A 21624-nucleotide genomic window follows, 5' to 3' on the forward strand; every position below is an offset into this window, starting at 1 on the left:
GTTTATCTGAGTCAAAATATCTTTATTTAGGGACATGGAGTCTTTATGCGTAGGGCAATCGCGTTCACGGACGTGGACGTCTCGAACGACGGTGTCATCACCTGCGCCGTCCATCGCGACGGGGAGGCCCAGGAGCTCTGGTTCCGTCTGCCCTACGCCTTCACCCCGGCGCCCGACCTGATCGCCGCAGTGTTCGCCGGTCTGTGCGGTGAGGTGTTCGACGAGGTCCAGATCGACCTGCCGATCGGTCCGCGGCTGAGCGCCGCCATCGAGGAGATGACGGGCGCCCGCGTGGAGCACGCTCCGGGCACGGACCGCAGCCGCGAGCCTGGCACGGCGCAGGCGTTGAACTTCTCCGGCGGTTTCGACTCGCTGGCGGCCCGGCTCATCATGCCGGAGGCCCATCTCGTCTCCCTGGACTTCGGCGGACGGTTCGCCCGGGAGCGCCCCGTGTACTCACGGTTCCCCACGCACATCGTGGAGACCAACCTGGTGGATCTCGGCCTGAACCTGCACGGCACCGAGGCGTTCATGTCCTCGGCCGGCATCCTGCTGCGGGACGAACTGGACCTGGCCGTGCTGGGCTCCGGCGACATCCAGGCCTCGTCCCTTCCCTCGGCGTTCACCGGACCGGTACCCCAACGGGCGACCCCGGTGGCCGAGGTCCTGGGGCTCGGGCCGGCCTCCCCCGTGGCCGGCGTCTCGGAGGCGGGCACGATGCTCGTCTGCGCGCGGCGCCGCCCGGAACTGCTGCTGGACGTGCTGGCCTCCGTGGCCCACCGCGGAGAAGTGAAATACCACCGCAAGCGGCTGCTCCTCGAGGCAGTCGCGCGGCGCGCAGGGCTCGATCTCGCCCTGCCGGACCTGCCTGTGCTGGGGCAGCCGCGGCAGTGGGGCGCCGTGTTCGCCGACGACCTCGCGGCCCTGTATGTGCTGCGCGTCCTCGGGCCGGAGGCCGCATCCCTCCTCTACAACGAGGAAGGCATCCCCGGTCCCGTGCTGGAGCGCATCCCGGCCACGTCTCTGGCCTTCATGGAGCGGTGCAATCCGCAGGCCTACGCGGGACTGCCCCCGGAGCTGCTCGGCGAGTGGTACGCGCGGCTGCTCCGCCTCGGCGTGCCGCCCTACGAGCGTCAGGACTGGTTCGACGCGGCCACGGCCATGAAGGCCGTGCGCAACCAGCTCTGAGGCCGCCGTCGACGCCTCCGCCACGCTGTCCCGGACCTGTCCCACTGACTAGGCTGTGACCCATGACCACACCCGTCCAGGAGCACCTCGATCGCCTCACGTCGGCCCACGCGGGCGAGGGGGAGGTCCCGGACGGGCTGGGCGTCGCGATGCTCATGGTGGACGGGCACCGCTATGTCTCCGGATCCATGACGTCCGTGCCCCTGGCCACGCTCGCCTCGCCCCTGTTCCATGCGCAGGCCCTCGAGGACCTCGGCGCGGTGCGGGTGGGCGAGCGCGTCGGCGCCGCTCCCGTGCGCGACCTGGACCATCGGGTCGAGGTGGACGCCGTGACGGGTCTGCCGCACAACCCGCTGCAGAACGCGGGCGCGGTGGCCACCGCCTCCCTCGTGAAGGGCCGCGGCGGCCGCGACCGCACCGCACGCATGATGCAGCTGCTCTCCGCGCTGTTCGACCGCGAGGTCACCGTCACGGAGTCGGCCGCCCGCGCGGAGAACCGCGCCCAGCACCACACCCGGTCCGCTGCGTGGCTGATGAAGTCCCTCGACACCCTGGACGCCGACCCCGAGACGTTGCTCGAGGACATCGCCACGGTGCGTGCCGCCGCCGTGACCGTGGAGGACCTCGCCCTGCTCGCCGGCACCCTCGCGCACGGCGGTGTCCACCCCGTCACCGGGGACCGCGTGCTGAGCGAGGAGACGGTCCGTGGTGTGCTCTCCGCGATGGACTCCTGCGGCATGGACACCCGGGATTCCCGGTGGGCGTACGACGTCGGCCAGCCCGGCTGGGCGTCCACGCGCGGCGGCACCGTGCTCGTGGTGGTGCCGGGCCACCTCGGTCTGGCGCTGCAGTCGGACACGACGGACGAGAACGGCCTCGGCGCCGCGGCGATGGCCGCCCTGCGCACGATCGTCGAGGACTTCGAGCTGCACCCGTCGGTGGTCACCGGCTCCCCGCGCGCGGCCCTGCGCACCCACTACCGGATCGATCAGGCGCCCTCGGGCACGGTGCGCAGCGCCGCCGTCCTGGAGGCGCTCGGGCGGTTCGCGGACACCGTGCACGTGATGGAGCTGGGCGGTCACCTCGGCTTCAGCCAGGTGGATGCGATCGCCCGCGTCAGCCGCGGTCTGCCGGAGGCCCTCGAGACGCTCGTGGTGGACATGCGCTCGGTCAGCTCCATCTCCCGTCCGGCCCGGCTGCTGGTGGCCCAGTGGTTCGCCCGCGCGCTGGGCAACGGGCTCGACGTCGTCGTCGTGGACCGGGACGCCACGGAGATGAAGGAGCTGATGGCGGCCGTTGAGGAGTCCGTGGAGGTGGACCTGCCCGAGCCGCTGCAGGATGAGGTCGAGGGGGTGGACCCCGCCGCCGAGGGCGCACAGTTCGTGTTCTTCGACTCCCGCTCGCGTGCCGCCCAGTGGGCCGAGCAGCGACTGCTCTCCCGGCACGCCCCCCACCTGCTGCCGCGGGACGCGCAGGAGGCGGCCGTGGCACCCCTGCTGCAGCACCTCTCCGCGGACGACGCGCGCCTGCTCGAGTCCATGATGGACGAGCGGGTCTACTCGGACGGCCAGATCATCCGTCGTGCCGGCCAGCCGTTCGGCGGCATCTACGTGATCGTCTCCGGCACCGTGGAGCTCTCCGGGCAGGGCACGGGCAACCGCCGCGTGCGCCGCACCCTGCTCACCCCGGGCATGACGTTCGGCGAGATGGCCCTGGGCCAGCCCGGCCGCCAGCCCTCCACCGTCCGCGCGCGCGGGCCGGTCACGGCGCGCGTCCTCACCGCGCAGGTGATGGTCGCGCTCCAGGAGGGCTTCCCGCAGTTGGCCCTGGCCCTCTGGGAGGCGCTGGCCCGCGACGCGTTCACCGCGCTGAGCCAGCTCATCCGCGAGACCGGCGCGCTGCAGGATTGAGGCGCCGGTTGTCCCGCTGACATGGACGCCTCGAGTGCGGGGCCTAGGATGTCGAGGGTCTGTCACGTGACCGAAATGAGAGCCGCATGAGCCCCCAGTCTTCGCGCCCGTCGCCGTCCCCGGTGGACGTACAACCCCTCATCCGTCGGGCTCACGATCGAGGTCTCACTCTGACGGTCGCCCCGGAGGTCCCGGCAGGAGAGATCGTGAACGATCGGGTCCAGCCAGCCCAGGACGCCGCCGCGGTGTGGGTGGCCGCCACCGAAGCAGGCGAGGCGGTGCTCGCCGATGACGCGGTCGCGGCTCTCCGGGAGTTCTTGCACGGACCGGCTGACATGCGGCGTGCCGTCAGCGATCATGTATTGCTGGTGCCGGGGGCTGAGCAGCTCCCGTGGCAGGACATGATCCCTGAGGCCCAGGGTCTCGCCCTGCTGTACAACTTCTCCCCTTTCCAGGACACAGGCTCCACCGTGGCCTCTAAACGATTGCGCCAATTCGGCGCGTCCGTGGACGTGATCGCCTGCTCGTTCCTGCATCACAAGAAGGCCGACCCCACAATCGAGCGGATCTCCGCCCCGTACGTGAAGTCCAAGCACTTCCTGCCCTTCGCGCCGAACTGGGGCCACTGGACCGCCCACGCCGCCTTCGCCACCCGTGCCGCCGACATGGCGGAGCGGTACATGGCCGCCCGGCAGGACCCATATGAGTTCCTCTATACGCGCGCCATGTGGTCCCCCTCCCTGATCGCGGGCGCCCTGGTCAAGCTGCGTCATCCAGAACTGCACTGGGTGGCCGAGTTCTCAGATCCACTCTCCCAGGATGTGGAGGGCAAGCACCGCGGCGGGCCGGTGCTGGAGGACGCCTGCTCCAGAATGCTGATCACGGCGCTGGAGGAACGCCATGGTGCGCTGACCGAACAGGAGCAGACCGTCTTCGCATTGGCCGAGTTGGTGGCGTTCGCCTTCGCGGACGAGATCATCTTCACGAACGCCCTCCAAATGAAGACCATGCTGGACGGACTGGAGCGCCAGGATCTGCGGGAACGCGTCCGTGCCGTGGCCACGGTGAGCCACCACCCCGCGCTGCCACGGCCCTTTTACCGGATGGCCCACCCCGCTGTCGAGGTGAGCTCTGAATTCCTGAACATCGCCTATTTCGGCGAGTTCTACTCCTCCCGAGGACTGATCGAGGTCACCTCCGCCATGCGGAGCCTCCCCGAATACCTCCGTGAGCGCACCCGACTCCACGTGTTCACCAACTACGTACCTGCGGCGGAAGGCGGACAGCGGCCACGGAATTTCTCCCCGGCCCAGTACGACTCCCTCGTGCGCCGTGCCCTCGACGGAGTGGGGGCCCACGGAATCGAGCACCTGGTGTCCTTCCACCCCTCCCTCCCGTTCTTGGAGTTCCTCGCCGCCACGGATGCGTTCGACCTCCTCGTGGTCCGAGACGCGGCTACCAGTGAGCACCACGCAGTGAACCCCTACCTGCCGTCCAAGTGGAGCGACTACTCGGGTTCGTCCGCGGCCACGTGGGCGATCGTGGAGGAGGGGAGCTCGATGTGGGTGATGGCCCCGGCCCTGCAGTCGCCACTGGATAACGTGGGGGCGGCGCGCGAGGTCCTCTGGACCGCCGTGGAGGACAAATTCGGATCGATGGAGGCCCACGCGTGAACGACGCACCCGACGCACCCCGCACCGCGCTGGACGAGGCATTGGCTCCGACTCCGGCCGAAGACGCAGGGAGCGCCGCTGAGGGGGTGGACCTCGGCCCATGGCTACGTCTGTCCGCCGTCCACCATCACGTGGAGACCATCGTCGTCGGCGCCGTGGACGTGCTCGAAACCGTGCGGAGGGTGAGCCCCGCCACGCCCGGCATCCCGGGCGCCCTGCTACACCAGGTGTCCCTTCCGCGTGTGGACACCCTTGTCGTCGACTGGCATGCGTTCTCCTCGGGCCCCTGGATGGGCACCCTCGACACCGGTGCCACGGTGCTTCATCGTGAACTCCTTGAGGCGGCGTCGCACGTCCAGGCCAACGGCGGCAGGGTTCTGGCCCTGACCTGCGGCACGCCTCAATCCTCAGCGGAGACCGCCCTGTACGACGCATGCACCGCGGACCTTGCCGAGTCGCGGAAACCGGGCCACGGGGACGACACCGCCCACACCCCTGTGTGGGCTGCCGTACACGGCGTCGGTCTGGCCCGCGGCCGTTCACACACACCCCACGAGACGGAGGTCCGCTGACATGGCGTTGGTCCTGTTCGCCCCCGACGTACCCGTACGTCGCAGCCCTGCCGCCCGATCGTGGGTCCTCGGAATGTGTTACTCACTCCGGGAAGCTGGTCACGATGTGCTTCTGCATCCCCGCGAAGAGAATCTCGGCGGTCTCGAACGGGAGGTGGTCGACCTCGGCGTCGAGCTCCTCCCCCACGACCCAGCAGAACCGGACCACGTCAACGAACATGTGCATCTACCCCGCTTCCGAGCCCGGCGGGTTGTGGCCCATGCCCGGGCTCGCAGGGTGGACTTCGCAGTCGTGCAGGGCTGCGAGTTGTCCCTGACCGTTGCCGGCGGTGGGGCCATCAAGGAACGCCTGATCTCGATCCCGGTGGACGAGCCCCACCTTTCCGGCCCGCTTTCCCCGGCAGTGGCGCGGCGATTTGAATCGTTTGTCGAAGGCAGCCGTCGCATCCTGGTGGTGTCCGACGTCCAGCGTGCAGACCTGGAGTCTCGCTTCCCCCCCTCAGCGGCACGCGTCGGAGTGCTGCCCACGCCGGCCGAACCCGCTGCGGCCCTGTCCGTCTGGAGGGACGCATCGACCGGACCCGCCGACGTGGAAGTCTGCCTTGACTACTTCGTCTCCGGTGGGCTTCCCGACCTCGGTTCCTACGTGGACGCGACCCGCTCACTGCGACACGTCCCCCGAGTGCGGCTCACAGGCGCCTCTCCCCTCTCGGATGAGGACGCCGTGCAGTGGCGTGACATCCCAGGGTTAGTCCTCGGAGTCGGTGCTGCCCCCACAGCCGCGCCGTGGGGGCTTGTCCCGGAGCCACAAGACCGCCTGGCGCACTCCTTGGCTGTGGCATACCATCTCGCCCGCGGGGCTCGGCCGGTCCTGGTCACGCGCGCTCTTCCGCCTGGACTCGACCCGCGGGTCACCGTCGTGACCTCGGCGGCCGACCTGCTGCACCAGCCCAATCCCTTGGAACCGAGCGAAAAGACCGCTCCCGTTCGCAGCGGTATGCCCGCCGCCGGGCAGTGGACGTTGCCGAGTCCGTCCGTGTCCCTCCGGACGGAGGATGACGTCGCCCCGGTTCGATTGCTGTTCATCGGTCAGGACCTCTCATCCCTCGCGTCTGAGGCGCGGGCCCTGGCAGAGCACTCAGACCTCGAGGTGCGCGCGGTGCGGGCCGCCGAGCCAGCGCAGGACGCCCCGCGCACCCCACTGCCCGCCGAGGTGGGTGACGCGGATCTGATCGTCACCGCCTCCGCTGGCCCACTTCTGCAGGCAGTCACACGGGCTCTGCGGCCGGACCAGCGCCTCATCGCTCATGTGCCAGACGGGGTCTTCGACGACCACACTCCGGCGCTCGCCTGGGAACGCTGTGACGCCGTGGTCGTACACTCTCCGATGAGTCGGCAGCGCCTGCTCGAGGTCGAAGGCACCTCGGCGGACCGCGTACACGTCGTACCCCCTGCTCTTGACCTGGAGGGCATGACTCGCCCGAAGGCACACGAAGCGCGCTTCCACCTTGGTCTGGAGACCGCGGACCTGAGCCCTGCCGACGTGGGTGCCGCTTTGCGCCTGCTCCGTCGGCTGCGCGCCGACGACGAACGGCACGTACTTCACCTGCGCGGCCCCTTCCCGTGGGCGGCCGCCGAAACGGCAGGGGACGCGGCCACGGCAGACCAATGGCGCCGCCTGTTCGCGGACATCGGTCTCGAGGAGGCCCTGTACGGCGGCCTGGTCGTGGAGCCTGCTGTTGGCCCGTACGCCGACTGGCTACGACGCGTGGGGTGGCTGTTGAATCCCGGGCTGGAGCGCGATCCTGGTTTCTCATTCGTCCCTGCACGGGCGGCGGGCACCGTGCCCGTCCCCCTCGAGGACGAGGACGCGGCCTACGACCTGATCCGCGCCGGGGCATCAGAGGCCGACACCTTCGCCACCCGCTCAGCGGTGGCCCGCCAAGATGCACTCCGCTATGACCCCGACATCGTCGCCGACGCCTGGTTGACCGTCTTCGCTGATGTACGGCAACGCCCCGAAGGCCCTGCTGCGGCCGGCGTGGACGCTCAGGTCATTCCCGCCACCGAGGACGAAGTGCTGGCAGTCGTCGAAGATGCACTACGCCAGGGGTCCTACGAACGCGCCCTGGAGCTCTTGGACGCCGCGGTCACGATCACATCCCGTACGACGGGCCCGGTGAAGGACGCGGAACTGTGGGTCCGCGGAATCACCGCTCTGGACACGCGCCGTCTTACCCACTACCTCCCCCGCACAGACGCCGAGTTCCGCGTGACCCGGCCCCCGTTGCTGATCAGCTCCACGGATGATCACGGCACCGTCAACGCTCCCTACACCTTGGAGCTCGCGCCCTACCCATTCCGTGACCCGAGGGACGACGGGCCCGCTGGGGTATCGGCCTCTCCTGCCGGAGGCGCAAGCGCAGACGGCGCGGCGTCCCCCGGCCGAGGCCCCGTCTCTGCCCTGGGGCGTCTCGTCCGCGCCGACCGTTGGCTCGAGGCCCACGCAGGGGCCATCACCCGCCATGTGCAGAAGCTTGGGTTCGACCACATCGTGGCCCGGGGGCCCTGGTGGGTCGGTTTTGCGGCCGCCCTCGCAGCGGACCGCCTGCGCCTCCCGGCCACATGGGTGGTGACGCAGGCAGAGGACGTGCGCCGAGCCGAAAGCGCCCTCGCAACGCCCTACGGTGCGGATGTCCTGGAGCACACTGTGCTGCGCACCTTCGAGGGGATGAGCACTGTCGTCGATGAGACCGGGCTCGTAGAGAACAGCACGCTGGCGAGCCGCGTGCCCGTGGTCAAGGGGGCTTTCCCGACCCTCCCGGCCGTTCTCGGAGGCGAGAGGCAAGCCCCCATGCCGGACTATGGCGGTGTCGCAGAGGCAGTCGAGCGCAACATCACCGATCTCACCGCGCTCGTGCTGGGCGCGGAGGACTTCATTGCGTCCTGGGTGGCCACAGGGATGCAGGTGATCGCTCTGGACCCAACCGACCTCCCCTCCGCGATCGGTTTCGACGTGGACCTCGTCGTCGTCGACGGCGCACTCGCCACAGACCCTGCCTCGGCGCCTCTATTCACAGCACCTTCCGCGCGCGAGCGCAGTCGACTCGCCGTCCTCTTCGACACCGCTCGCAGCGTCGGCGCGTCGTCTCTCGTTGTCGGGCATCGGTTGCACGGGTGGCCGAACGAACTGATCCCCACGGTCCGCAAGGCGGACTTTCTGACCGTCGCCGGCCTCGACCACGCCGAGCCCGTGCTGCGACTGAACCCGCTGGCCGTGGTCCGCGTCCTCCCGTGTGTGGCGGACCGGCCATGGGAAGACACGCCCGAGCTCTTCCTGCGCGCCCTCGGATTTGCAGTGCGCGGCGCACAGTCGCCGCAAGCCACGGCACTGCAGGGGGGATCCGACACGGTACGCCCCGGCGTCAGTCTGATCCTCGCCACGCATCGCGGGGCAGAGCGCATCGGCGGGATGCTGGACTCTATCTCCGCTCAGACACTGCCCGCCCACTTGATCGAACTCGTGGTGGTGGAGAACGGTGGTGAGCCCGAGAGCCGGGCTGCCGTCGAAGAGTTCGAGGCCCGAACCGGGTTCGACGTGGTCTACCGCTTCCGGGACGAGCCGGGGGTGGGGGGCGCCCGCAACCTCGGACTGGACCTCGCGACGCGCAGCCATGTCACATTCGTGGACGATGACGACTTGCTGGGCCAAAACTTCCTGCTAGCCGCGTGGCTCGCTTCTTCGACCACCAGGGTCGTGCTCAGCAGGCTCTACGACCTGACTCCGGCCGGCGAAATCGTCCAGGAGACGCCGCAATCGAAGAACGTGGACTCCTTGCACGGCGCCTCCCAACCCCTCGAGCTTCGTCCATGGGCCCTGGGCCAGAATGCATGCAAACTCATCCCGACAGACATCGCCCGGGCATGCCGCTACCCCGAAGATCTACACTCGGGCGAGGACATCGTGTTCATGGCGCAGCTCATGGGACATGATCTGGACTTTGCGCCCGCACTGGAACTGCCCGACCCGGCCTACCTGCGGATCCGACGCGAGAACTCGGTGTCGCGGAGGGCCCTGACCTTCGACTTCGCAGTGACGGAGCGATTGGCGGTCATGGCTGCCCTCCGTCAAGTGGCTTCCGGCCTCAGCTCGGAAGAAGAGCATCAGGCCATCACCGCGCTGAGTGGAGCACAAGCCGGCTTCGTGCTGCGCTATCGCGACTCGCACCCTGACCAGGCGGACAAGGTGGACGCGGCAATCTTGACAGCGGGTCTACGTTGGCTTTTCGACCACCTACGACCCAGCTCTGCCACATGAGTAGTTCAAGATGCCCCCATCACCGCCCGAGGACGTGGCGCAACGCGCCCTCCAGTTCGGGGTCGCGCATCTCGTAGCCGGAGGCGACCAGCCGGTCCGCCACGACCTTCTGGTCCGCCGCCACGGTCTCGGCCCGGCCCTCCTCGCCCAACAGCAGACGCGGGCCGGCGTCGGGCACCGGGACGACCGCGGGCCGGCGCAGCACCCGCCCGAGCACGGTGGCGAACTCCTTTGCCGTGACCGGCTCCGGCGCCACCGCGTTCACCGGGCCGGTGACGCCGTCGTCGAGCACCGCGTGGGCGAAGGCCCCCGCGATGTCGTCCACGCCGATCCAGCTCAGCCACGGGCTGCCGTCGTGGCTCTCCCCGCCCGAGGTCGCGACCGGGCCGCCGAGACCCGCGAGGTACAGCGGCAGCACCTGCTGCAGCATGCCCCCGGCCGGGCTCAGGACCACGCCAGTCCGCAGCATCGCGACCCGGATCCCGGCCGCCTCGGCGCGCCGGGCCTCGGCCTCCCAGTCCGCGACGACCTCGGCGAGGAAGTCGTCCCCGGGCTCCAGATCCTCGACGAGGCCGCTGCCGAACGGGCCCGTGCCCGCGTCCGCCCCGTAGTACCCGATCGCCGAGCCGTTCACGAGCGCCCGCGCCCGCACGTCGTCCCCCTCCCGCGCGGCGATCCGGGCGAGCGCGTCCACGAGGGTGCGCGTGCCGCGTACGCGCGAGTCGTGCACGGCCTCCTTGTGCGCGTCCGAGAACCGGCCGGCGATGGGCTCGCCCGCCAGGTTCACGACGACGTCGGCCTCGGCCAGGGCGTCCTCGTCCACGGTCTCCCGGCCGGGGTCCCACAGCGCCGCGTCCAGCGCGCCGGCCTTCTTCGGGCTCCGCACGAGCCGGATGACGCGGTGGCCGCCGGTGGTGAGCAGGGCACAGAGCTGCCGGCCGATCAGTCCGCCGGACCCCGTCACGGCGACCGTGCGAGCCGGCCCGCCGACGAGGGGGCCGGGATGGGCGGCGTGGAAGTCCAGGTCATCGGCCATCACGCGGGCCCGATAGGCGAACTGGCGGCCCAGCTCCGCCTCGAAGGCCTCGTGGGTGCGGCGCGAGGCCGCGGCGCCCAGACCGGGCACGCGGGACACCAGGGACTCCCCCGGCAGGGCGTACTCGATGTGGTCCGTCACGACCGTGCCCCGCCGGCCGTCCGCCGTGTCCGCCTCACCGGGCGCAGCGTCGTCGAGCAGGTGCGTGTGCCGCCAGGAGGCGAGAGGGCCGGAGACCATCTCGTCCCGGAACATGCGGCCCTCCTCGTAGGCCGTGTGGCGGGCCCGCCACGGCACCGCGGGCGCGGCCCCGCCGGGCAGGCGGGAGGCGACGGCGTCCGGCAGCAGGCCGGTGAGCATCCCGTGGGCCGCGCCGGCGAACAGGCCGGCCGCCCCGGGGGCCTGGATGCGCAGCCGCGACTCGGAGCCCACGCGGAGGCCGTCCGTGGGTCCCTGGACCACCTCGCCCGCGAAGGGCGGGGTGAGCCGCTCCAGCGCGCCGGGGTTCTCCAGCCAGCGGAAGACCACCTCACGCGGGTGGCGCAGGAGGGTGCGATGCTCGAAGACGCGGATCTCGGTCATGGACGCCAGCCTGACACAGGGAGGGGACGCGCGAACACCTGTCCGGGCCGGGCCGTGCAGGACAATGAGGGGATGGACCTGCTTCCCGAGCTGCGCTGGACCGCCGCCGCCCTGCCCGCCACCGAGCTCACCCTCGTGGCCGTCTTCTCCCCCGAGGACCAGACGGTGCGCGCCTCCGGCGTGGCCGTGCCGGGGGACTCGCAGCCCCCCGCCGCCGCGATCGGGCGCCTCCTCGAGACGCTCATGGACCGGCTCGTGGCCCTGGACCCGGAGACCGCCGACCGCGAGATGAACCCGCGCCCCGTGGAGCCGCGCCCGGGCGTGTCCCAGCCCGTCGCCGACGCCCTGGCCGCCTACGCCGCGGGGGACGTGGCCGCGCTCGACGCCCTGGAGGTCACCCAGCCGGGCACCGCGTTCCGGCAGCGGGCGTGGCGGGAGCTGCGCGGCATCGCCCCCGGCTCCCCCGCGACCTACGGCGGCCTGGCCGAGCGGTGCGGGACCCCGCGGGCCGTGCGCGCCGCCGGCGGGGCGTGCGCCGCCAACCTGGTGGCCGTCGTCGTGCCGTGCCACCGGGTGGTGCGCGCCGACGGCGCCGCCGGCCACTACCTCTACGGCACCGCCGCGAAGCAGGCCCTGCTGGCCCACGAAGCGGCCCACGCGAGGCCATGAGACTACAAGCGAAATTATTGCCACAAAGCGACCAGCGCGCGGCCCTCCTGGGGTTACATTTGTAAAATTGCCGATCTGCCCGGGTGTTGGTCGCGCATACGAGAACGAGACTGATTGTGGAGGATTCGATTGAATACGCCGTACGCCGCGGTCAAGAACTTCATTCAACAAGATGTGCTCGATGCAGGCGCGGAGCTTAACCGTCTCGACATTACTCGCTCTGCAATCAAATCGATTACCGATAAGTTCGCCTCCCTTGGGTGGTCGATCGAAGATACGTCGAGGGAAAGTGAGAATTTCTCACGCCACCTCATAACGTCTCCAGATGGACGGGAAACTTTAAAAATGACTGGGGGCAAGGTGTTTCGCCATCCCATGGCGACCGAAGTTATCTGCCGCCAAAAGCTTTTGACCAAACAACTGATGTCGTTAGCCCACATCCCTCATCCTGTTGGTATTTCTTTCAGCTCGTCTGAGAGGGCGATTGCAAACGCCATTTTCCCAAGCATACCCAAGCCGGTTGTTGTTAAGCCTAGCAACGAAGGTGCGTCTAGAGGGGTGACCGTTGGCGTCACTTCCCCTGAGGAATTTTCTGCCGCATGGAATGCCGCCACGCAGAGTAAGCACGCGGATACCCGCGTGATCATCGAAGAGCTCGTGGATGGGGTTGAACTCCGCGCCTTTGTGGTCGGCGAGGATGTGGTGAGCACCCTTGTGCGGCTGCAGCCGTTTGTGGTCGGAGATGGCCAGGCCACTGTGAATGAGCTCGTGGGCCAGCTCCGCCAGGAACGCGAAATTCATTATCGGGCACGAGTCGCAAATAATGAAATTGACCCTGATTTTTTACGATCTCAGGGCGAGTCTGAGCAGTCTGTTCCCAGGCAGGGGAAAATCGTTTTATTGAACCGATTTACCCTCTCATACCGTGGGGCATTTGTCGTGGATGTAACATCCAATGTGTCCCCCGGGATCATGGACATGGCCCGCCGGGCGAAGAATGCGATCCCCGGCCTTGAGATCGCGGGTGTAGACCTCTTGGTGGGGGATATCCGCGACGCGTCCACTGCTAAAGTTGTCGAGGTGAACACTGGCGCTGCCCTCGATCTCCATCGTTATCCGACTCACGGTCCGGCGCGAAATGTCGATGAAGACATCGTCCAACATTTTCACAACGACTTTATTAGCCGGGCCAGAGTAAGTTCCGAGAAGCGCGCATTCATTTCCCGCGAGGATAACCGAAAAGGATGAGCACGTCGGCACCCCTCAGACCGCACCGCAGTCCAAGGTCTCTAACGAATAGCGGTATCACGGGAAACGTTTCTGCAGGTTCTCGCACAACTCATGCCAACCCGGTGGCCGTCGTCGTGCCCTGCCACCGGGTGGTGCGCGCCGACGGCGCCGCCGGCCACTACCTCTACGGCACCGCCGCGAAGCAGGCCCTGCTGGCCCACGAGGCGGCCCACGCGGGCTGACCGCCGCCCACGCCCCCGGCAACGCCGGTTGAGTTATCACGGGTCCGTGGGCCGAATACCCGTGATGACTCAACCCCCGTTGCGGGCACGAGAAGGGGCCGGGCCGCGCGCTCCACGCACGCGACCCGGCCCCCAGGCGCTCAGACGCTCAGACGGAGAGCTTGTCCACGATCGCGTTGAGCGTCGCGGACGGGCGCATCACCGAGGTGACCTTCTCCAGCTCCGGCGCGTAGTAGCCGCCCAGGTCCACCGGGGAGCCCTGCACGCCGTTGAGCTCGGCCAGGATGGTCTCCTCCTGGGCCTCCAGCTCCTCGGCGATCGGCTTCGCCGCGGCCGCCAGCTCGGCGTCCTCGGTCTGCTTCGCCAGCTCGCGGGCCCAGTACAGCGCCAGGTAGAAGTGGCTGCCGCGGTTGTCCAGCTCGCCGACCTTGCGCTGCGGGGACTTGCCCTCGATCAGCAGGGTGCCGGTCGCGGCGTCCAGGGTGTCCGCCAGGACTTGCGCGCGGTGGTTCTCGTTCGCGACCGCCTCGTGCTCGAAGGACACGGCCAGCGCGAGGAACTCACCGAGGGAGTCCCAGCGCAGGTGGTTCTCCTCCACCAGCTGCTGCACGTGCTTCGGGGCGGAGCCGCCCGCACCGGTCTCGAACAGGCCGCCGCCGTTGAGCAGTGGGACGATCGAGAGCATCTTCGCCGAGGTGCCCAGCTCGAGGATCGGGAACAGGTCCGTGTTGTAGTCACGCAGCACGTTGCCGGTCACGGAGATGGTGTCCTCGCCGCGGCGGATGCGCTCCACCGAGAGCTTGGCGGCCTCCACCGGGGAGAGGATGCGGATGTCCAGGCCCTCGGTGTCGTGCTCCTTGAGGTACTCCTCGACCTTCTTGATGAGCTCGCGGTCGTGGGCGCGGGTCTCATCGAGCCAGAACACGGCCGGGGTCTGGGACGCGCGGGCGCGGGTCACGGCCAGCTTCACCCAGTCGCGCACCGGGACGTCCTTGGTCTGGCAGGCGCGCCAGATGTCGCCGGCCTCGACGTCGTGGGAGAGCAGGGTCTCCCCGGCGGAGTTCTTCACGGCCACGGTGCCCGCGGCGTCCATGATGAACGTCTTGTCGTGCGAGCCGTACTCCTCGGCCTTCTGCGCCATGAGGCCCACGTTCGGGACGGTGCCCATGGTGGTGGGGTCGTAGGCGCCGTTGGCCCTGCAGTCGTCGATCACGGCCTGGTAGACGCCGGCGTAGGAGGAGTCCGGGATGACGGCCAGGGTGTCCTGGGTCTGGTCGTCCTTGTTCCACATGCGGCCGGAGGTGCGGATCATGGCGGGCATGGAGGCGTCCACGATCACGTCGGAGGGCACGTGGAGGTTGGTGATGCCCTTGGCGGAGTTCACCATGGCCACGTCCGGGCCGTTCTCGTAGGCGGCGGCAATGGCCGCGCGCACACCCTCGGCGGTCTCGGCGTCGAGCTTGTCCAGGCCGCCCTCGATCGCGGCGAGACCGTTGTTCGCGGACAGGCCGGCGGCGGCCAGCTGCTCGCCGTACTTCTCGAACAGCTCGGAGAAGTAGGCCTTCACGACGTGGCCGAAGATCACCGGGTCGGAGACCTTCATCATGGTGGCCTTCAGGTGCGCGGAGAAGAGGATGCCCTCCTCCTTGGCGCGCTTGACCTGCTCGGCAAGGAACGCGTCCAGGGCCTTGGCGGACATGAACGTGCCGTCCACGACCTCGCCCTTGAGGACCTTCAGGCCCTCCTTGAGCACGGTGGTCTTCCCGTCCTCGCCGGTGAACTCGATCGTCAGCACGTCGGCGGCCGGCAGGGTCACGGACTGCTCGTTGGCGCGGAAGTCGTCCGCGCCCATGGTGGCGACGGCGGTCTTGGAGTCCGGGGTCCACTCGCCCATCGAGTGGGGGAAGCGCTTGGCGTACGCCTTCACGGCCTTCGGGGCGCGGCGGTCCGAGTTGCCCTCGCGCAGCACCGGGTTCACGGCGGAGCCCTTGACCGAGTCGTAGCGCGCCTTCGCGTCCATCTCCTCGTCGGTCTTCGGCTCGTCCGGGTACTCCGGCAGCGCGTAGCCGTCCGCCTGCAGCTCCTTGATCGCGGCGCGCAGCTGCGGCACGGAGGCGGAGATGTTCGGCAGCTTGATGACGTTCGCCTCGGGGGACTTCACGAGCTCGCCGAGCTCGGCGAGGGCGTCCGCGGTGCGCTGATCCTCGGGCAGGACGTCCTTGAACGCGGCGAGGATGCGGCCGGCCAGCGAGATGTCACGGGTCTCCAGCTCCACGCCGGCGGTGCCCGCGTAGGCACGCACGATCGGCAGCAGCGACGCGGTGGCCAGCATGGGGGCCTCGTCCGTGAGCGTGTAGATGATCTTCGACATGCGGATGATCTCTCCTTCTGGCCGCACTCGAGACGCGGCCCTCGTCGGCAGGGAACGGGTGACTCCCCGCCAATCTACCCGGCGCCTCGGACGCGCCACACCGTGTGTGGCTCGGCGTCAGCGTCCCCGGCCGTCGCCGGTGCCCTCGCCGGGCCGGGCGGGGTCGCCCGGGTACCAGGGGGGGCGTCGGGTCGGCGGGGGCGCCCCCCGACGACGGCGGCACGGCCGGTCCGGCGGGCCCGCCCCGGAACGCCTCGCCGAGGCGGGCCGCATGCCGCACCTGCTCGGCCTCGCGCCGGCGTCGCCGCTCCCCCTCGGTGAACGACTGCCAGGCGCCGAGGGCGGTGACCGCGGCGAAGGCAATCCCCATGAACCCGAAGAACGTGCCCCACGCGGCCAGGGCCACCACGACCGCCCCGGGGACGGCCCACGGCTGCCCCTCGGCCCGTCGCTCGCCGGCCGCGCGCAGAGGGACGCGCGCGAAGCCCCCGAGCACGAGGCACGCCAGCAGCGCCAGCCAGCCGCTGCCGACCATGAGTTCACCCATCATGCCGCCCATGCCACCCCAGGGCCCGTCGTGCATCATGCGGCCCGTGTAGGCAGGGCGTCGTGGATCGGGGCCGGCTCAGATGCCGAGCACGGCCTGGGCGATGAAGAAGTAGACGACCAGGCCAAGGGCGTCCACGAGCGTCGAGATGAACGGGTTCGAGAACACGGCGGGGTCGGCGCCGATCGTGCGGGCCGCCAACGGCATGAGACCGCCGACGGTGGCGGCGAAGGCGCACACGGTGAACAGCGTCGCCCCGATCACGAGACCGACGGGCCACGAGAACACGAGCCCGGCGATCACGAGGCCCAGCAGGCCGATGCACCCGCCCAGGGCCATGCCGACGCGCAGCTCGCGGAACATCACGCGCGGCGCATCGCGGGGCCGGACGTCGTCGAGGGCGAGCGCCCGGGTGACCGTGGTGGCCGCCTGGTTGCCCGTGTTGCCGCCCGTGCCGATGATCAGCGGGATGAACAGGGAGAGGACGACCATCTCCTCGAGCGTGTCCTCGAAGACGCCGAGCACCTGCACGGTGAGGGTGGCGCCGATCGCGAGCACGAGCAGCCACGTGATGCGCGAGCGCATCAGCGCCAGCACGGAGGTCGCCAGATAGGGCCGGCCGAGGGGCTCCACACCACCGGCGCGCGCCGCGTCCTCCGTCGACTCCTCGTCGAGGACCTCGAGGGCGTCGGCCACGGTGAACACGCCGATCAGGCGCCCCTCCGAGTCCGTCACGGGGACCGTCCACAGGCGCCGGTCCGCACAGAGCCGGGCCACCTCCTCGGCGTCCTCGGTGGCGACCGCGGACACCGGTTCCCGCATGATCTCCGAGACCCGCGCGTCGAGCGGCTGCGTGACCAGGACGGAGACGTCGACGACGCCGGTCAGGCGCGCCTGCGGGCTCACCACCGGCACGGACACGATGGCGGCCTGCTCCCGGCCGCCGTGGTCCCGGAGGTTCTCCAGGGCCACGGCCACGGTCCAGTCCTCGCGCAGACGCACCGGCGCCATGCGCAGCCGGCGGCCCACCGAGTCCGCCGGGTAGCCCAGGAGCCGGCCGACCTCGCCGCGCGCCCCGGCGTCGAGTCCGGCGAGCATCTTCCGGGCCACGGTCGCCGGCATCTCGTCGAGCAGCCGGGCCTGGCCCGAGACCCGCAGCTCGGCGAAGAGGTCCTGGACCTGACCGTCCTGGAGCTGGCGCACCAGGTCGGACTGCTGGCCCGTCTCCATCGCCGCGAAGACCTGGACCGCCGTCGACTTGTCCAGGAGCCGGAACAGCACGGGGACCATGCGCGGCTCGGAGCGGTCGAGCAGTTCGAGCGCGTCGCCCGGGGACAGCGCGCGCAGCAGCTCGACCGCGCTGTTGAGGTCGTCCCTGCGCAGGTGCTCGCGGATGCGATCCTCGACGCTCTCGACCTCGCGGCGGGTCATCACCTCGTCACCTCCTGGGGATCGCGGGGGCCCGGTCCGGGCCCCCGTCCGGCGGCGGCGCGCCGCGCTCAGCCGTGGAAGAAGTGGCGCGCCCCGGTCAGGTACAGCGTAACGCCGGCGGCCTCGGCCGCGGCCACGACCTCCTCGTCCCGCACAGAGCCGCCGGGCTGCACCACGGCGCGCACGCCGGCGTCGAGGAGGATCTGCAGGCCGTCCGCGAACGGGAAGAACGCGTCGGAGGCGGCCACGGCCCCGCGGGCGCGCTCGGGCGCACCGTCGCCGGAGACGTTCTCGGCGCCGCCGGCGGTGGACACGTCCTGGCCGCCGGTCTGCGCGGCGCCCAGGGTGTTGGCCCGCTCCACGGCCAGGCGGCACGAGTCGAGCCGGTTGACCTGGCCCATGCCGACCCCCACCGTGGCGCCGTCGTGGGCCAGGAGCACCGCGTTGGACTTGGCGGCGCGCACCGCCCGCCACGCGAAGGCCAGGTCGGCGAGGGTGGCCTCGTCCGCGGCGGGTCTGGCGGCGAGGGTCCACGTGGCGGGGTCGTCGCCGTCGGCGTCCACGGCGTCCGCGATCTGCAGGAGCATGCCGCCCGAGACCTGCTTGGCCTCCACGGCGTCCCGGACGAAGCCCTCGGGCAGGCTCAGCAGGCGCAGGTTCTTCTTCGCGGTGAGGATCTCGAGGGCCTCCGGCTCGAAGGACGGGGCCACCACGACCTCCGTGAACACGTCCTTGACCTGGCGTGCCATCGCCGCGGTGACCGGACGGTTGGCGGCGATGACGCCGCCGAACGCGGAGACGGGGTCGCATGCGTGCGCCTTGGCGTGCGCCTGCGCGATGTCCGTGCCCTCGTCCGTGACGGCCACGCCGCACGGGTTGGCGTGCTTGACGATCGCCACGGCCGGGACCGGGTGGTCGAAGGCGGCGCGCACCGCGGCGTCGGCGTCCACGTAGTTGTTGTAGCTCATCGGCTTGCCGTGCAGCAGCTCGGCCTGCGCGATGCCGGGGGCCGCCGAGGAGTCCAGGTACAGTGCCGCGGGCTGGTGCGGGTTCTCGCCGTAGCGCAGGATCTGCGCGCGCTCGAGGGAGAAGCCGGCATAGGGCGGGAACACGGGGATCTCGTCGGCGTGCGTGTCCTCGCCGAAGTGGGCGGCGGTCCAGGCGGCCACGGCGTTGTCGTACGCCGCGGTGTGGGCGAATGCCAGGGCGGCCAGGCGCCGGCGGGCGCGCAGGTCGAAGCCGCCGGACTGCGCGGCCTGGACGACCTCGCCGTAGCGGGCCGGGTCCACGACGATCGCCACGGACGCGTGGTTCTTCGCGGCCGCGCGCACCATGGACGGCCCGCCGATGTCGATCTGCTCGACGACGGCGTCCTCCGCGGCGCCCGAGTTCACGGTGTCCACGAACGGGTAGAGGTTCACGACGACGAGGTCGAACGGCTCCACCTCGAGCTCGCGCAGCTGGGTCACGTGGTCCTCGCGACGACGGTCCGCCAGAATGCCCGCGTGCACGCGCGGGTGCAGCGTCTTCACGCGGCCGTCCAGGCACTCCTGGAACCCGGTGACCTCGGCGACCTCGGTGACGGGCACACCGGCGGCGGCGATGCGCTGGGCGGTGGAGCCGGTCGAGACGATCTGCACGCCCGCGGCGTGGAGCCCGGTGGCGAGCTCCTCGAGGCCGGTCTTGTCGTACACGGAGATCAGGGCCCGCTGCAGGGGCACCGTGTCCAGGACGGTGGTGGTGGGCTGGGCAGAGGTCACGAGGGGGCGCTCCTTCGAGGGGGTCCGGGTGTCCTCCAGCATAGGCCGGGCCGCATAATGGCCCAGGCGTCCGCGTGACGGACCGCCCCCCACTCCACCCGACGAACGGGAGCCGACCATGTCCCCCCGGGCCCGCGCCCGACGTCGTCGCCCCCGACGCCGCCCTGCCCACCGGTGAGGCGGTCGTCCAGGAGCTGCCCTGGCGCTGGTCCGTGCAGGGCCGGATCTTCCTGATCGGCGGCCTCGGGTTCATGTTCGACGCGTGGGACGTCACGCTCAACGGCGTGATGATCCCGCTGCTGCGCGAGGAGTGGTCCCTGGCGCCGGCGGACGCCGCGTGGATCGGCACGGCCAACCTGATCGGCATGGCCGTGGGCGCGTTCCTGTGGGGCACCATCGCGGACCGGATCGGCCGCAAGGCGGCCTTCGCCTGGACGCTCGCGATCTTCTCCGTGTTCACGCTGGCCGGCGCCCTGACGGACTCGCTGCTGTGGTTCGCCGTCTTCCGCTTCGTGGCCGGCATCGGCCTGGGTGGCACCATCCCCGTGGACTACGCGCTCGTGGGCGAGTTCACCCCCCGCCGGCTGCGCGGCCGCGTCCTGGCCGCGATGGACGGCTGGTGGCCCGTGGGCGCCGCGCTGTGCGGCCTCGTCTCGGCGTGGCTCGTCGGCACGTGGGGCGACTGGCGGCTGCCGCTGCTGGCCATGGCGCTGCCCGCCCTGCTCGTGTTCGTGGTGCGCCTGGGCATCCCCGAGTCGCCCCTGTTCCTCATGAGCCGGGGCCGAGAGGCCGAGGCCCGCAGGGTCATCGACCGCATGGTGGAGGCCACCGGCGCGCCGCGCCGCGCCTACACGATGCCTCCGGTGGAGCGGGAGCGCGCCGGCGGCGTCCTGGCCCAGCTCGTCGCGGTCTGGCGGTTCTCGCCGCGCGTCACCGCGGTCGCCTGGGCCCTGTTCGTGGCCATCATGCTCGTCTACTACATCGCGTTGCAGTGGCTGCCGACGTTCCTCATCGACGCCGGCTACGCGGAGGGCCGCGCCTTCATCATGACCTCCGGCATGGCCGCGGCCGGCTTGCTCGGCGTGGTCGTGGCCACCGTGCTGATCGAGGTCACCGGCCGCCGCTGGCTGCTGGCCGTCAGCGCCGTCGTCGCGAGCGCCCTGACCGTCTGGCTGGCGAGCGTGCTGGACGTGCCCGCCGCGGTGCTGCCGCTCGTGCTGGCGTTCGGCTTCGTGGTGCAGGTCGCGATCCCGGTGCTCTACACGTACGTCTCCGAGCTGTACCCGACGACGCTGCGCGCCTCCGGCTTCGGCTGGGCGTCGGCGGCCTCGCGGGTGGGCGCGGGCCTGGGTCCGCTGCTCTTCGTGGGCACGCTGGTCCCCGCCCTCGGGCTGCCGGGGGCGTTCGCCGTCACCGGCGGGCTCGTGGTCCTGGCCTGCGCGGCGATGCTGGCGCTGGCCCCGGAGACCCGCGGCCGCGCCCTCGAGGTCAGCGCCGACTGAGCTCGCCGAGCACGCGCAGCAGCAGGGCCCGCTCCTGGACCTTGATGCGCTCGTGCAGCTCGGCCTCGGTGTCCGTGTCCAGCACGGGCACCGCGGCCTGGGCGAGGATCGGGCCGGTGTCCACGCCCGCGTCCACCACGTGCACGGTGCAGCCGGTGACCTTCACCCCGTGCGCCAGCGCGTCCCGGACGCCGTGGGCCCCCGGGAAGGAGGGCAGCAGGGCGGGGTGGGTGTTGAGGATGCGGCCGTCGAACCGCTCGAGCAGCGGGGCGCCCAGGATCCGCATGAACCCGGAGCACACCACCCAGTCCGGCGCGTAGGCGGCGACGGCGTCCGCGAGCGCCTCGTCCCACGCGCGCCGGTCCGCGTGGTCCGTCGGGGACACCACGAACGTCTCGATCCCGTGGGCGCGGGCACGGTCGAGTCCGCCGGCGTCGGCGACGTCGGCGCCCACCGCGGCGATCTCCACGTCCAGGGCGCCGGAGGCGACGGCGTCGAGGACGGCCTGCAGGTTGGTGCCGGAACCGGAGACGAGGGCAACGATGCGCATGCGCCCATCGTAGGGTGAGGGGGTGTCCGCCCCCGTTCCCTCC

At 70.6% G+C, this 21624-nt stretch carries 15 protein-coding genes; 9 read left to right on the forward strand and 6 right to left on the reverse strand.

What is annotated here, in order from left to right:
• Positions 1-45: 45 nt before the first annotated feature.
• The 4 genes from J1M44_RS01310 (at position 46) to J1M44_RS01325 (ending at position 5343) form a co-directional block, all read left to right on the forward strand.
• Entirely contained in the window at positions 46-1188 is a 1143-nt protein-coding gene (locus J1M44_RS01310) for a hypothetical protein (protein WP_206480409.1), read from the forward strand.
• Positions 1189-1250: 62 nt separating this feature from the next.
• Positions 1251-3098: a glutaminase gene (locus tag J1M44_RS01315; protein ID WP_206480410.1), complete on the forward strand. Its 1848-nt coding sequence runs from the start codon at positions 1251-1253 to the stop codon at positions 3096-3098.
• Between the two features lie 206 nt (positions 3099-3304).
• The gene (locus J1M44_RS01320; RefSeq protein ID WP_206480411.1) at positions 3305-4771 is read left to right on the forward strand and encodes a hypothetical protein; all 1467 of its coding nucleotides are present in this window, start codon (positions 3305-3307) and stop codon (positions 4769-4771) included.
• Between the two features lie 131 nt (positions 4772-4902).
• The gene (locus tag J1M44_RS01325; protein ID WP_206480412.1) at positions 4903-5343 is read left to right on the forward strand and encodes a hypothetical protein; all 441 of its coding nucleotides are present in this window, start codon (positions 4903-4905) and stop codon (positions 5341-5343) included.
• 82 nt (positions 5344-5425) lie between these two features.
• On the opposite strand, the gene J1M44_RS01330 is transcribed toward J1M44_RS01325, so the two are convergent.
• Positions 5426-5563, reverse strand: coding sequence for a hypothetical protein (locus J1M44_RS01330; RefSeq protein ID WP_206480413.1), 138 nt, complete (start codon positions 5561-5563; stop codon positions 5426-5428).
• Between the two features lie 57 nt (positions 5564-5620).
• Here J1M44_RS01330 and J1M44_RS11925 point away from each other — a divergent pair, with 57 nt between their 5' ends.
• Positions 5621-9661 carry a glycosyltransferase gene (locus J1M44_RS11925; RefSeq protein WP_206480414.1) on the forward strand — a complete coding sequence of 1347 codons (4041 nt, stop codon included), beginning with the start codon at positions 5621-5623 and terminating at the stop codon, positions 9659-9661.
• A 19-nt stretch (positions 9662-9680) separates the two neighbouring features.
• On the opposite strand, the gene J1M44_RS01340 is transcribed toward J1M44_RS11925, so the two are convergent.
• The gene (locus J1M44_RS01340) at positions 9681-11279 is read right to left on the reverse strand and encodes a TIGR01777 family oxidoreductase (protein WP_206480415.1); all 1599 of its coding nucleotides are present in this window, start codon (positions 11277-11279) and stop codon (positions 9681-9683) included.
• Between the two features lie 72 nt (positions 11280-11351).
• Between J1M44_RS01340 and J1M44_RS01345 the strand changes: the two genes are divergently transcribed.
• The 3 genes from J1M44_RS01345 (at position 11352) to J1M44_RS11835 (ending at position 13420) form a co-directional block, all read left to right on the forward strand.
• Positions 11352-11948, forward strand: a complete 597-nt coding sequence (locus tag J1M44_RS01345; RefSeq protein WP_206480416.1) for a methylated-DNA--[protein]-cysteine S-methyltransferase — start codon at positions 11352-11354, stop codon at positions 11946-11948.
• Positions 11949-12077: 129 nt separating this feature from the next.
• Entirely contained in the window at positions 12078-13196 is a 1119-nt protein-coding gene (locus tag J1M44_RS01350; RefSeq protein ID WP_206480417.1) for a hypothetical protein, read from the forward strand.
• Entirely contained in the window at positions 13193-13420 is a 228-nt protein-coding gene (locus J1M44_RS11835) for a methylated-DNA--[protein]-cysteine S-methyltransferase (protein ID WP_274607850.1), read from the forward strand. Before J1M44_RS01350 ends, J1M44_RS11835 begins: the two co-directional genes overlap by 4 nt.
• A 148-nt stretch (positions 13421-13568) precedes the next feature.
• Here the strand turns inward: J1M44_RS11835 and J1M44_RS01360 are convergent, their stop codons facing one another.
• The 3 genes from J1M44_RS01360 to purH all read right to left on the reverse strand — a co-directional run bounded on the left by J1M44_RS01360 (position 13569) and on the right by purH (position 19529).
• Positions 13569-15791, reverse strand: coding sequence for an NADP-dependent isocitrate dehydrogenase (locus tag J1M44_RS01360; protein ID WP_206480418.1), 2223 nt, complete (start codon positions 15789-15791; stop codon positions 13569-13571).
• A gap of 625 nt (positions 15792-16416) precedes the next feature.
• Positions 16417-17769 (reverse strand): magnesium transporter, encoded by a 1353-nt coding sequence (gene mgtE, locus J1M44_RS01365; RefSeq protein WP_087115259.1) that lies wholly within the window; start codon positions 17767-17769, stop codon positions 16417-16419.
• Positions 17770-17837: 68 nt separating this feature from the next.
• Positions 17838-19529: a bifunctional phosphoribosylaminoimidazolecarboxamide formyltransferase/IMP cyclohydrolase gene (gene purH / locus J1M44_RS01370; RefSeq protein ID WP_206480419.1), complete on the reverse strand. Its 1692-nt coding sequence runs from the start codon at positions 19527-19529 to the stop codon at positions 17838-17840.
• 74 nt (positions 19530-19603) lie between these two features.
• Here purH and J1M44_RS01375 point away from each other — a divergent pair, with 74 nt between their 5' ends.
• On the forward strand, positions 19604-21031 hold the full coding sequence (locus tag J1M44_RS01375) for an MFS transporter (protein ID WP_206480420.1): 1428 nt from the start codon (positions 19604-19606) through the stop codon (positions 21029-21031).
• Here J1M44_RS01375 and purN read toward each other — a convergent pair.
• Positions 21018-21581 (reverse strand): phosphoribosylglycinamide formyltransferase, encoded by a 564-nt coding sequence (gene purN, locus J1M44_RS01380; RefSeq protein ID WP_010079383.1) that lies wholly within the window; start codon positions 21579-21581, stop codon positions 21018-21020. The two genes, J1M44_RS01375 and purN, sit on opposite strands and share 14 nt — an antisense overlap.
• Positions 21582-21624: the final 43 nt, after the last annotated feature.

The organism is Micrococcus sp. KRD128 (assembly GCF_017168395.1).
Classification (GTDB): Bacteria; Actinomycetota; Actinomycetes; order Actinomycetales; family Micrococcaceae; genus Micrococcus; species Micrococcus luteus.